The sequence below is a fragment of the Pedobacter caeni genome (assembly GCF_900129215.1).
GTDB classification, from domain to species: Bacteria; Bacteroidota; Bacteroidia; order Sphingobacteriales; family Sphingobacteriaceae; genus Pedobacter; species Pedobacter caeni.
In genome coordinates, this window is the sequence record NZ_FQUQ01000005.1 from 407981 (window position 1) to 420684 (window position 12704).

14 protein-coding genes are annotated in these 12704 nt (G+C 42.3%); 9 read left to right on the forward strand and 5 right to left on the reverse strand.

All coding sequences use genetic code 11. The features are described from left to right. Window positions 1-142: 142 nt before the first annotated feature. Window positions 143-808 (forward strand): class I SAM-dependent methyltransferase, encoded by a 666-nt coding sequence (locus tag BUC20_RS25635; protein ID WP_073234887.1) that lies wholly within the window; start codon window positions 143-145, stop codon window positions 806-808. Window positions 809-818: 10 nt separating this feature from the next. Here the strand turns inward: BUC20_RS25635 and BUC20_RS25640 are convergent, their stop codons facing one another. Then, window positions 819-2732, reverse strand: coding sequence for a DUF2207 domain-containing protein (locus BUC20_RS25640; RefSeq protein ID WP_073234890.1), 1914 nt, complete (start codon window positions 2730-2732; stop codon window positions 819-821). Window positions 2733-2743: 11 nt separating this feature from the next. After that, a complete protein-coding gene (locus BUC20_RS25645) occupies window positions 2744-3298 on the reverse strand; it encodes a LemA family protein (RefSeq protein WP_073235682.1) in 555 nt (184 codons plus the stop codon). 44 nt (window positions 3299-3342) lie between these two features. Here BUC20_RS25645 and BUC20_RS25650 point away from each other — a divergent pair, with 44 nt between their 5' ends. Continuing rightward, window positions 3343-4161: a DUF3050 domain-containing protein gene (locus tag BUC20_RS25650; protein WP_234994601.1), complete on the forward strand. Its 819-nt coding sequence runs from the start codon at window positions 3343-3345 to the stop codon at window positions 4159-4161. Here the strand turns inward: BUC20_RS25650 and BUC20_RS25655 are convergent. Further along, on the reverse strand, window positions 4158-4694 hold the full coding sequence (locus BUC20_RS25655; protein ID WP_073234893.1) for a hypothetical protein: 537 nt from the start codon (window positions 4692-4694) through the stop codon (window positions 4158-4160). The two genes, BUC20_RS25650 and BUC20_RS25655, sit on opposite strands and share 4 nt — an antisense overlap. A gap of 225 nt (window positions 4695-4919) precedes the next feature. Here BUC20_RS25655 and BUC20_RS25660 point away from each other — a divergent pair, with 225 nt between their 5' ends. The 4 genes from BUC20_RS25660 (at window position 4920) to BUC20_RS25675 (ending at window position 10180) form a co-directional block, all read left to right on the forward strand. Continuing rightward, on the forward strand, window positions 4920-5318 hold the full coding sequence (locus BUC20_RS25660) for a BlaI/MecI/CopY family transcriptional regulator (RefSeq protein ID WP_073234896.1): 399 nt from the start codon (window positions 4920-4922) through the stop codon (window positions 5316-5318). A gap of 23 nt (window positions 5319-5341) precedes the next feature. Further along, window positions 5342-7198, forward strand: coding sequence for a M56 family metallopeptidase (locus BUC20_RS25665; RefSeq protein WP_073234899.1), 1857 nt, complete (start codon window positions 5342-5344; stop codon window positions 7196-7198). A 47-nt stretch (window positions 7199-7245) separates the two neighbouring features. Next, a complete protein-coding gene (locus BUC20_RS25670; protein WP_084529284.1) occupies window positions 7246-9723 on the forward strand; it encodes an outer membrane beta-barrel protein in 2478 nt (825 codons plus the stop codon). Window positions 9724-9784: 61 nt separating this feature from the next. Further along, entirely contained in the window at window positions 9785-10180 is a 396-nt protein-coding gene (locus tag BUC20_RS25675; protein ID WP_073234904.1) for a YybH family protein, read from the forward strand. On the opposite strand, the gene BUC20_RS25680 is transcribed toward BUC20_RS25675, so the two are convergent. After that, window positions 10177-10662 carry a GNAT family N-acetyltransferase gene (locus tag BUC20_RS25680; RefSeq protein ID WP_073234907.1) on the reverse strand — a complete coding sequence of 162 codons (486 nt, stop codon included), beginning with the start codon at window positions 10660-10662 and terminating at the stop codon, window positions 10177-10179. The two genes, BUC20_RS25675 and BUC20_RS25680, sit on opposite strands and share 4 nt — an antisense overlap. Window positions 10663-10775: 113 nt before the next feature. On the opposite strand from BUC20_RS25680, the gene BUC20_RS25685 reads away from it, so the two are divergent. From BUC20_RS25685 to BUC20_RS25695, 3 genes are read left to right on the forward strand one after another with little or no spacing between them, the layout of a single operon-like run. Continuing rightward, window positions 10776-11210 carry a DinB family protein gene (locus BUC20_RS25685; protein ID WP_073234909.1) on the forward strand — a complete coding sequence of 145 codons (435 nt, stop codon included), beginning with the start codon at window positions 10776-10778 and terminating at the stop codon, window positions 11208-11210. A 32-nt stretch (window positions 11211-11242) separates the two neighbouring features. Further along, entirely contained in the window at window positions 11243-11797 is a 555-nt protein-coding gene (locus tag BUC20_RS25690; protein ID WP_073234912.1) for a putative glycolipid-binding domain-containing protein, read from the forward strand. 16 nt (window positions 11798-11813) lie between these two features. Then, window positions 11814-12209 (forward strand): (deoxy)nucleoside triphosphate pyrophosphohydrolase, encoded by a 396-nt coding sequence (locus BUC20_RS25695; protein WP_073234915.1) that lies wholly within the window; start codon window positions 11814-11816, stop codon window positions 12207-12209. 6 nt (window positions 12210-12215) lie between these two features. Here the strand turns inward: BUC20_RS25695 and BUC20_RS25700 are convergent, their stop codons facing one another. Continuing rightward, a complete protein-coding gene (locus BUC20_RS25700; RefSeq protein ID WP_073234918.1) occupies window positions 12216-12617 on the reverse strand; it encodes a VOC family protein in 402 nt (133 codons plus the stop codon). Window positions 12618-12704 lie beyond the last annotated feature (87 nt).

Genomic DNA, 12704 nt, shown 5'->3' on the forward strand with positions numbered 1-12704 from the left:
TTTTGGAGTGTCAAAGTTAATCTTTGTGTTCAATAAATATATATATCCTCATCATATTTTGTGGAGATTTACATTTGTCGAATTAATTCGTAGCATAACAGAGGCACGATAGCTTCATAACCACTTTAAAAAATATATTCCAATGAACAAAGAATGGACTGAAGAAGAATTGAAGGAAGTTGCCAGTCAGCTGAGCTTGCCTAAAGGTGAAGCCGGGATAAAGACAGGCGAACGCATGGCACTTTCCAATGAAAATATGATTAACAGAACGATTGAATCTTTGCAGTTGAGCACCGGGGATAAGGTGTTGGAGATTGGACCAGGGAATGGCAGTCATGTTGGCCAGCTCATGGAAAAGGCTATAGGACTCCGTTATACCGGAACGGATATTTCCGTTACCATGGTCGAAGAAGCAGGCAGAATTAACGCTCCGCTGATCAGTTCAGGCGCTGTTTCTTTTGAGCTGTCTGATGGAGAACATCTTGATTTTCCGGCAGATACTTTTCAAAAGATCTTTACCGTAAATACACTCTATTTCTGGAAAGATCCCAAAGCGTATGCTGCAGAGATTTATAAGGTGTTAAAACCGGGTGGCCGTTGCTGCATCGCCATTGCGGATAAAGGATTTATGGAGCAATTGCCATTTACAAAATGGGAATTTCAACTCTATACTGTCCAGCAGCTGAGACGGCTACTGGAAGAAACGGGCTTCCATATCCTGCAAATTATCCAGGAAAAAGACCATACTCAAAGTAATTTAGGCATCCCTGTTCAGCGTGACATTGTGATCGTTTCTGCAGGGAAATAGAACAGGAGCTTTACCAGCCGCCTCCGCCACCACCGCCTCCGCCACCTCCGGAAGATCCACTGCTACTGCTGCTGCTACCAGAGCTCCAGCTGGAGCTTCCGGATGATCCGGAAGAAGAACCTGAACCAGAGGAAGAACTAATGGATGGGGTGGCATTGTCGAATGCCCTGCTGAGGGGTTGTGCCATTCCTGACCCGAAGGCGCGGTAAGAAAAACGATCCCCGGAATACCAATCAGGCTGGTAATCGGTTCCCTCAAAGAGTTGTTCAAATTTAGCACCCCAGGCATTTTCTACATCCAGTGCCATTGCATAGGGCAGGAATTTCTCAAAGAGCTGAGGACTGAGTTCGGGTGGGTTCAGCAGGTTTAACCGATGCTGTTCTGCGGTTTCCAGATACATTTTAAAACCCGCTATTTCACTAAGCATTGCCGCTCCATAAACGGTCGGGGCTTTGATCAGGTAAATAAAAGCAATGAACATCAGGGTGGCAAGGATGATAAAAACCGCACTGGTAGGTTCCATTTTTCCTATAAATTGATATAACATATAGCCTGGTCCTCCGGTAAAGCCAAGCCCGAATAAAACTAAGAAAAGAGAAAGCCCGTAAGTGGACTTCAGGCTTCTGATCCCGTTATAAATGCAAAATAATCCTACACCAATAAAGGGAGCAAAGAAAAGAAGAACAAAAGGATAACCTCCACCTACGAAATACATAAACAAGGCAAATGCAATCACAGTAGCCAGGACCCCTTTAGTCAGGTGTTTGCTATGTTTTACAAAGTAATTCTCAAAATCGAGCTTTACTTTTACCGTGTTCTCATAAGCCGTTCTTGCCGATGAGATCGTGTTGTTATTGCTGGAATCAACAGCAATCTTTGACCTCGAAGCCAGCAGGTGTTTATAGATCTGTTGCTCTTCAGGACTAAGCACACTGGTGTCTTCGGAAGCGCGCTCCAATACATAATCCTCTGCTTCTTTTTTGATCCTGATGACTTTCTTAACGGCCATATTGACAATGGCAGTAGCAAAACCTTTTTGATCTGATTTTCTTTTATTGAAGTAACGCAGCATTGCCGGGGAGAAGCCACCCGGGACATTAAAGCTGGGAATTACTGTTGGTGTTGCCGGATCTACGCCATAACGGTTCCAGGTGAAGAAAAGATAACCCCCCAATGCGATTAAAAGCAAGGCAGTAATGGCCAGCTCTTTGTATTCTGTATATAACTTTTCTGTAAATGATGGCTTTTTGATGAAACCTGTGCTGAAAGCTGCAGCGATGGTGAAGCCCTCACCCTGTGCCAGACCCTGACTGGTTTTGAAGGTAATGCTGCCATCAGCATTGTTAAAAGAATTGCAATTATGGTCTTTAGATCCTGCCGGACCGGTATAACAAACCGTATTTCCACCTTTCGCGCCTGCTGGAAACTGTATGCTGGCCGAAGCAGTATCAATAGGGAAGGCCCATTCATTTCCGGTTACATTCCAGTACAGTTCATCATAATCTTTAAAAAATCCGACCTGTCCTCTGGTACTGTAACTGATCTGGTATTCGTAAATGCCGGGTTCAAGCAATACACTTTCCTGTCCGATATAAATGGACCTGCTGCCATTGGATTCCTTGGTGGAAAAAGGTTCTTCAACGCCATTTTTCAAGACACTTTCCACCAGAAAGTCCATCTTTTTCCTCGTGCTGTAAACATCTGTACGGTATAATGGAAGTGTCCTTACCAGACCTCTTTTGATTTGATCTCCGGTAGCATTTACCTTGATCAGCTCAGTGATCCGGACGAGTCCTGAACTGTCAATTTTAATATTGGAATGAAAGGAAAGAATTCTTTCGGTCTGGGCAAACAACTGCTGAGGGAACTGAAAGAGGATAAAGAGCAGGAGATAACTGAAGGGTCTGAAAAGCTTTTTGGTCATGATTGCGTTTTTTAGAAGGAGATGTTTTTATTTTCCCGTTCTTCCTGATGCTGGATTTCGAAGAAAGCACCTTGCTGAAAATTGAAGGCATTTGCGAGAAGGTTGCTGGGAAAAGATTCGATCAGGATATTGTTTTCCCTGACGGTCCCATTATAATACCTTCTGGACATTTCTATCTCTGATTCTATGGTTTCCAGTTGAGATTGTAGTTGCTGGAAATTGGTGTTTGCCTTTAAATCCGGATAGTTTTCTGCCAGGATCATCAGTTGCCCGATGGATTGGCTAAGCCCGTTTTCGGCAACGATCTTTTCCTGATTGGTACTGGATTGTATCGCAGTGCTGCGTAGCCGGGTAATATTTTCCATTAGCTGTTGCTCATGTGTCGCATAGCCCTTCACCGTCTCAATCAGGTTGGGAATGAGGTCGTATCTTTTTTTGAGATACACATCAATTCCGCTCCAGCCTTCTTTCATCAGGTTTTTCTTTTTAACCAGCTGGTTGTAAATCATCACTGCGCAAATGAGCAGGAGCAGCAATAGCAACCCTATAATCGTAAGTATTGTCATATTTAGATAAGTTGGAGGAAGATAAGAATATTCAATCATACTGAATGTTTACATTTGCATTTTTTATGACAATGGACAACAGCATCAGCAATACGCTTGAAAAAATTCAAAACAATATTGAGCCTTTAAGGCAGGAAATCATCAACCATAAAGTTTATTCAGTGATCAATGAACTGGAAGACCTCCGGATCTTTATGGAATATCATATTTATGCAGTATGGGATTTTATGTCTTTACTGAAAGCATTACAGATCAACCTGACCTGTACCAGCATTCCATGGTTTCCGGTGGGATCAGGTAATATCCGTTCGCTGATCAATGAGATTGTAGCAGGAGAAGAATCTGATGTTGATGCTTCAGGCAATAAGAAAAGCCACTTTGAAATGTACCTGGATGCCATGGAACAATGCGGTGCAGATACCACTGAGATTGGACGCTTTATCAGCTCCCTGAAAAACGGAGCGGATTTAAATGCAGCTTATCAGGCTGCCGGAAGCCCTCAGGAAGCCATAGATTTTGTTGATTTTACGTTCAGTGTGATCAATGCCGGGCAGCCTCATGTACAGGCAAGTACTTTTACTTTTGGAAGGGAAGACCTGATTCCGAATATGTTTTTGTCTATTGTAAACGACCTGAACAAAAAGTTCCCTGAACAGATTTCTTTATTTAAATACTATCTGGACAGGCATATCGAAGTAGATGGCGATCACCATAGTCATCTGGCACTGGAGATGACTTCCGACCTTTGCGGCGACAATGAAGCGTACTGGAAAGCCGCAGAAGAGATGAGTATGGAATCTTTAAGAAAGCGGATTGGTCTTTGGGATGGCGCTTATCGTGCCATACTTCAGCGTAAGCATTAATTCATATGTATCGGCGGCAAAGAGTAGTCGTCGGTAACTTTATCCATATACAGGAGGTTAATTCCTCTGATGACCGCATTCGCATTTTTTTGCGTGATGGGAATGGCTACATGATACACCTCTTCGGGGAAGTCATTCTCATCATGTGAAACAAAAACAAGGCGGACTTGCTTTGATTTACCCGATTGGTAAATGTTCTGCGCCTCTACCATCAGGCTTCTTCCAATTTTATTCGTTTGAGCTGTAGTTTTAAAAAAACCGTATTCATGCTGATAACGGATCGATTTCGTATTGATCGTGAGGTGCTCTTTCCCATAAAAATTCCATAAGGAATACCTGATCAGTAATAAAAAGATCAAAGCAGAAACGATCAGCAGGGCAGGGATTTCATGTATTGCGGCTACTGTAATGATTCCGGCAAGAACGGCGTTTAGAAAAATAAGGATGAGCCTTCCGGGTAAAGAAGGTCTGAGCGTAAGCGTAATGAAAAGGCAGATTCCATCGGAATCTATCATGAAGCCATTATCCTTCATAAAAAAAGCAAATAATTATTAGGAAAGATAAACATAAAAATCATTACCATTTTAGTAATAATTTTGATATAATCAGGGTAATATGGTTCCTGAGGGTAGAAATATCGCTGATGTTAATCTTTTTTAATCGCGTTTAATGGATTTGTTAAGTAACATTTTGCAAGTAAAATAAAAAATAATACAGCTAAGTGTTGTTTCGTACGAAAAGTTTCCTACCTTTAGATTATGAAAGGGAATACAACTGAAAATAACAGACAGATAGAGCCAACAAAGGCAGAGCTGGAGATCTTACAGGTGTTGTGGGAACAGGGGCCTTTGACTGTTCGTCAGGTGAATGATCAATTGAATGAAAACCGGGAGGTAAATTATACTTCTACATTGAAGCTGATGCAGATCATGACCGAAAAGGGGATCCTGACCAGGGATGAGCGTCAGATGAAGCACATTTACCATGTCGCAGAGAAAGAGCAGACCACTAAAGATTTTCTATTAGAGAAGTTTATAGATACCATGTATAATGGTTCTGCCAGCAGATTGATGATGCAACTGATGGGCAATAAGAAAACTTCAAAAGAAGACCTGGCCACCATGAAAGAACTTTTGAATAAACTGGAACAAAAATAATTCATCCTTAAAGAACCACAGGAATGGAAACGATCATTTTTAAAACCTTATTACACTCGCTTTGGCAAGGACTTGTACTTGCTTTACTTACAGCATTGATTCTGGTGTTTACCACCAGATCCAGTGCTAAACTGCGTTATAACCTGCTGATTTCATGTTTGATGTTATTTGCTGGCAGCATTTGTTTTTCTTTCGTTTACGAATGGCGGAAATCGGCGCATACGGAGTTTGAAACTTTAAGTGCTGTTGCTCCTTTTATTCAGCACCAGCAGGTGGTGACGAATGCTGCGCTTACCGGCGCAGAACCGGTAGACCTGTTTCAGAAGGGAATCCGGTACTTCAGCAATTACGCCTCTACCATTGTACTGATCTGGTTTCTGGTGATTTGTGCCAGAAGTATTCAGCTTTTTGCAGGATTATACAGCATCAAAAGAATCAGAAATACACAGGTGAGCCCTGCGGGATTATATTGGGAAAACAGATTGAAAGCACTGGCGTTTCAGTTTAGAATTACCCAGGTGGTACAGATTGTCCAGTCGGGGATTGTAAAGGTACCCATGGTAGTGGGGCACCTCAAACCATTAATTCTTATCCCGGTAGGGCTGATCAATGGTTTATCAGAAAAAGAAGTAGAAGCGATCATTTGCCATGAGCTGGCACATATCAAAAGAAGGGATTACCTGGTCAATATTTTACAGAGCCTGATGGAGATTGTTTTCTTCTTTAATCCTGCAGTATTATGGATTAGTAAACTGATCCGTGAAGAAAGAGAAAGCTGCTGTGATGACATGACGATTTCGAGCACTAATGATAAGGTTAATTACATCAGTGCATTGATTTCCTGTCAGGAGTTTCATATCGGAAATCCGCAATATGCCATGGCGATTTCAGGGAAGAACGATCATTTGGTACAACGTGTGAAAAGAATGGTTTCTAATGATAGTCCCAGTTTGAATAAAATTGAAAAAGGGATTCTGGCCGTAGGACTTGTTGCCGCAGTAACTTTAACGGCTGCCTTTTCCGGAGCAGCCCACCCTGAGAAAAAGACAGAAAATAATGTGGTCTTGCAAGATACCTTGCGGACGAAGAAAAAACAACCTAAATCTAGTGTTCAGAAGCGCTCGGAGACCAGATCAGAACAACGTGTGTCTAAAACCGGGGATGGCGCTGTTGTGGTGGAAAGCTATTCTGGCAATGAGCAGGAAATGCTTAAGGATAAGCAAGCTGCGCAACGTGATCAGCAAGCTGCTTTGCGTGATGTGGAAGCTGCGCTGCGCGACAAGCAGGCCATTTTACGTGATAAACAAGTTGCCTTGATGGATAGACAGGCTGCTTTACTTAACCTGGAGGCAGAAAAGAAAAACCGTTCAGCAAAAAATCGGGATGCCCAGGCTTTGGAAAGAGATAAAGCTGCTTCAGAAAGAGACAGGGCTGCTGCAGAAAGAGATCAGCTTGCTGAGAAACGAGACCGGTTGGCTGAAGAAAGGGACCGGTTACAAGCGGAACAAGATGCTAAATCGGAAGGCAGGAAAGGAACAGAAGTCAGCGTGAACGTTAAAACCTCTTCCCGTAAAACGGTGAGAACGGTGGTCAGAGAGAGTGATGACAATCCTGAAAAAAAGAAAGTAACCTTAGTGACCGGAATTACGGCGGATTATCTGGATAAAGGGGAATTTGACGACAATACTTCTACCTATATCGCCAATGATTTAACGAAAGAAGGCCTGATCTGGAAAAATGAGAAGCTTTCTTTTAGAATCGATAAAAACGAATTTGTGGTGAATGGAAAAACTTTACCGGAGAGTACCCGTAAAAAGTACGCAAAGAAGTACCTGAAACGTCCCGACTGGATCCTGGCTTACAACTATGAAATTAAATAATCTGAAGTAATTTAACCGGATCTCTTAACGCCCCTAAACCTAAATTAATGAAACTATTTATAGCGGCTATGTTAGTCGCATGGGCAAATATTGCCTCAAATATTGCTTCAGCTCAATCCTCGGTGATGCCTGGAAATCCCGGAAAGGGACAGATCTCCGGTAAAGTCCTGAATGAAACAAAACAAGCTTTTGACCTGGCTACTGTAGCCTTATTCAGGGTTCAGGACAGCACCTTGCTAAAGAGCAGCTTTACAGAGCAGGATGGCAAGTTCTCATTTGAACAATTGAAAGAAGGGGATTACCGGATCAAAATTTCGGCAATGGGCTATCAGAATTACCAAAGTGCAGTGCTGCACATCAATGCCCTGAACCAGGGATTGGTGCTTCCCGATATCAGTATGGTTTCTGCCACGAAAAACCTGAAAGAGGTGGCCATTGTAGGGCAAAAGGCTTTTGTGGAACGGAAGATAGACCGGACCGTGGTGAATGTGGATGCCCTGATCGCCAATGCGGGAACTACGGCAATGGATGTACTGGAAAAATCTCCTGGCGTATCAGTAGATCAGAACGGGGTCATCAGTCTGAAGGGAAAACAGGGAGTAACGATTTTTATTGACGATAAGCCCACCTATTTATCGGGTGCAGACCTGGATAATTACCTGCGTTCCCTGCCTTCAGCTTCGCTGGATCAGATTGAAATCATGACCAACCCGCCAGCGAGATACGATGCTGCAGGGAAGGGGGGAGTAATCAATATCAAAACAAAGAAAAGTAATACCAGAGGCTTTAACGGAGGATTGAATCTTGCTTATACCCAGGGAGAGCTCGCCAGAACCAACAATAGTTTTAACCTGAATTACCGACATAATAAACTGAATTTCTTTAGTGTCCTGAGCTATAATTATCAGAATAATTTTACGGATCTGGATCTTTTCAGAAAGTACCTGAATGAAGATGGAAGTACGAAATCTTATTTTGAGCAAAACAGCTATATCACCAGGAAAGGAACAGGGTTAAATGGTAAAGTGGGAATGGATTATTACCAGTCAGATAAAACGACCTGGGGATTGGTGCTGACAGGGATGCGCCGTACCTCACCGGAAACGAATAACAATGTCAGTAATCTTTTAAATGCCCAAAGAGGACTGGATTCTGTGGTGAAGGCATTAACGAAGGAGAACGAAATATTTAAGAATCTGGGAGTCAATGTGAATTACCGCCATCAGTTTGATAAAAAAGGACAACAGCTGACCGCTGATGCGGATTATCTTGTGTACAATTCCAAAAATGATCAGGTGATCAATAACTCTTCCTATCTGCCGGATCAGAGCTTAAAGTCGGAAGATATCCTGAGCGGAAAACTCCCTTCCAACATTAAGATCTATACCCTGAAAGCTGATTATAGCAAGCCTTTTGAAAACAACTGGAAAATGGAAGCAGGGATTAAAACGAGCTATACCAAAACAGATAACGTGGGTGAATATAGTTATACCATTAATCAGGTGACAAAACCTGATTATGAAAAGAGCAATCATTTCATTTACAAAGAGAAGATCAACGCAGGCTATCTGAATATGAATAAAGAAGCCGGTAAATGGTCCTTTCAATTGGGACTCCGCCTGGAGCATACCAGTTCTGATGGACATCAGATGGGAAATCCGGTAAAACCAGATTCTGCTTTTAAAAGAAATTATACCAATCTATTCCCTACGGCCTATCTTTCCTATAAACTGGATACGGCAGGAAATAACCAGATCGGTTTAAATTATGGAAGAAGGGTAGACCGGCCTTATTTCCAGCAGTTAAACCCTTTTGTTTCCCCTCTGGACAAGTTTACCTATTACCTCGGAAATCCCTTTCTGAACCCTTCATTTACCCATAGCATTGAGCTTTCACATACCTTTAAAAATAAGGTAACTACCACGCTGAGCTATAGTGATACCAAAGACGAAGTGAATGAAACCATTGAAATTAAGAACGGGCTTTACTATAGCAGGCCTGGCAATATCGGCAGTAAGATTGTAAAAAGCCTGAGTGTGAATGCAGGACTTGACCTTTCTTCATGGCTGAGCTGGCAGTTTTATGGAGAGCTCACCAATTTAAATTCAAAAAGCACAGACTTCTACAATGGGGTGCTGAACAGCAAAGGAACCTTTTTCTTTACCACCAATACCTTCCAGTTTAAGCTGAATCAAAGCTGGACCGCGGAGCTTGGGGGCATGTACCGGACAAAGATCAATGATGCCCAGTTTACAATTGGTAAATTGTATGCATTCAATGCAGGTATACAAAAGAAGTTGTCTCCAAGCACAACTGTGAAACTGAATGCCAGTGATATTTTTTATACCAGAATCATTAACGGTCAGATCAATAACCTGGCACTCACTACCGCAGGCTGGAAAAACCGTTCTGATTCCAGAACAGTGTTGCTGAGTTTAAGCTATCGTTTTGGGAAGACTTTCTCTGATCTCCGGAAGCACAATCAGACGGGAGCAGAGGCTGAAAAGAACAGGGTGAATAACTAAGTAAAGTTTTTTTCTCATATTAGCAACCGATAGCTGATCAATAACAGGTACCCGATTTTATATGAGTTCACAGAACAATACTACATTTTTTAAAAGACAAGAAGAAGAAGCAATCCGCCTGTCGAGGATGGATTCAAATATGGCAATTTCCAATCAGGATGTAGCTGGCGTAGCGAAATACTGGATGGACGATATCGTTGTGATCTCCGGTGAAGGAGGTCAGTATTCAGGGAAGTCCAAGCTGCTTAAAGTATGGAAAGATATGTTTTCAAAAAAATCCCCTTCATTTGAGCGTTTACCTGCTGCTATCGTGATTGGCGACAGCGGTATCCTGGCCTGGGAAAGTGGCAGCTGGAGCTATAAAACCGAGCCATTCAGAGGAAATTACTCGGCCATGTGGCGAAAAATTAACGGTGTATGGCTGACACAGTCGGAGCTGTTCGTTTCTTTGGATTAATCCAGTGATTTAAGCATCCAGATATTACAGGCATGATGGCCGGAGTTTCCCAGAGCAGCATCCAGCGCTTTGAACCCGGCCTTTTCATACATCGTTACTGCCTGCGCAAGCTGAGGTAAAGTCTCCAGATAGAGTTGGCTGTAGCCCATCGCTTTGGCTGATTCAACACATTTTTCCATGAGTTGTTTGCCGATGCCTTTACCCCTTGTATTTCCTGAAAGGTACAATTTGACCAATTCAGCACAACCTTCAGGAAGGCCTTCGGTAGGATAAATGCCGCTTCCACCAAGTAGTTTATCCTCTTCTTCCGCTACAAAATAAATGCTTCCTGCTGTCTGAAACAAGGCATATAAATTATCTGTTGTCGGATCAGAATGGGCTGTGCCAATTTTAGGAACATTAAATTCTTCCAGGGAACTGCGGATAATTTTAGCGAGTTGTTCGTTATCTTTAAGCTGGATGGTTCTGAATGTAATTGGCATGGTAAGGAATTATTGAAATAAAAGCGCAAGTTATAATTTTAAATTGTTTTTTCCGGGCTGCCATAGGGTTGTCAGTGCCGGCACTGAAATTTGATTCATAAACATTTAAAGAAATGAAAATGAACTTGCAAACCCTGACTAAAGACTTATGCGCCTATAACTTATGGGCAAATAATGAGCTGGTAAACCGGCTGACTGAAAATAAAGAAGGAACTGCAGCTGTTTCTACAGAACTTCCTCATATCAACCAGAAATTATCCCGTTTGCTGGCTGTGGAAGAAGAGTGGATGGAGAAGATAACAGGTAAAGAGCAGCGTTCCCCAGAGGAGAAAATATTTGAAGGAGCAATTGATGCCTTACTTAAAGATCTTGTTGTTCAGTCTGAGCACCTGCTTCAATATGTTTCCGGCTTATCAGAAGATACATTAAAAGAAAAAGTAAGCTTTGACATTCCCGGAAGCGGAGATTTTAACATGACAAGGTATGAAATGATTCAGCATACCGTTGGAGACAGCACCCATTGCCGGGGGGAAATTGTGATCAGTTAAATCCGGAATCTGAATTTATTAAAAGGATATCGATGAAGAAAAATATCATTTGGAAAGGCCTGAACACGCTGCAAACGACCGAACATTGCGAGTTGTTGCTTGAAAAAGACCGGATTATGGTGTCTTCCATCGTGAAAGGTCTGGTTGATGGCCGGGAAGTTCATATTTCTTACCTGATTCATATGGACCGCAACTGGAAAACTTTATCTGTTTCGGTACTGAACAGGGTAGAAGGAGAGCTGAAACAATTGGCTTATAAGAGTGATGGTGATGGAAACTGGTTTGGAAATGGGCTGGAAGCAGACCTTTTTAAGGGTTGTATCGAGATAGACATCATGGTTAGTCCCTTTACGAATTCAATCCCTGTAAACCGGTTGAAACTGAAAATCGGGGAAAGCCGGCGGATCAGCGTGATGTATTTTGATATTCTGAAATTTGAAGTATTGCGGCGTGAACAGATTTATACCAGGGTAACGGAAGATCAATATAAATATGAAAATACAGACAATGACTTTAAGGCACTGATCAGGTTTGACGAATCTGGACTGGTACGTTCTTATCCCGGACTTTTTGAAATGATTTCCTAAAAAATTATCTTCGGGCATGATTGATGTTTGTTGTGCCATTATTGTAGATGAGGAAGGTAAAGTTTTGGTAACCCAGCGGAGTTCCGGCATGGCATTGCCATTAAAGATGGAATTTCCCGGAGGGAAGATAGAAGAAGGGGAAAGCCCTGAGGAATGTCTCATCAGAGAAATAAAGGAAGAGCTGGATGTTGATATTGAGGTGCTGTCCGCGGCGAAATCCCATGAGTATGTATATCCTGGTTTTTCCATCCGTCTGATCCCTTTTGTCTGCCGGATTTCCGCAGGAAACATTAGCCTGAAAGAACATGCTGCCTATATCTGGACAGAGACATCGGCATTGCCGGATTGTGATTGGGCAGCTGCCGATATCCCTGTGGTAAACGATTACCTGGATTCTTTAAAATTTAGTTAAAGCCGCTTATCCTGCCGGATGATCTTCCACTTCATCCCTGGGTTCCCAGAGTTCAATAGCATTCCCTTCCGGATCCAGTATATGAACGAATTTGCCATAGTCATATTCGGAAATCTCATCAATAATGGTGACGTTCTCCTTTTTTAGTTCCTCGACCAGTTCGACGATATTTTCTACCCGGTAATTGATCATAAATGGCTTGTCTGAGGGATTGAAATATTTGGTGTCCTTCGGAAAGGTACACCAGGCCGTGGATCCTTTTACCGATGGATTGTCGGCCTGTCGCCATTCAAACGTTACTCCGTATTCAGTGGTTGCCAATCCAAGGTTTTTGGCATACCATTCGTTCATCCCTTTTGGATTGTCGCATTTAAAAAATACGCCACCAAGGCCGGTTACTTTTTTCATCAGTATGTTTTTTTAATATGTAAAGGTGTCTGCGAATAAATCTTTTATTAATTTCCATCTATTTCCCGACAATAGCAAATCTGTTTT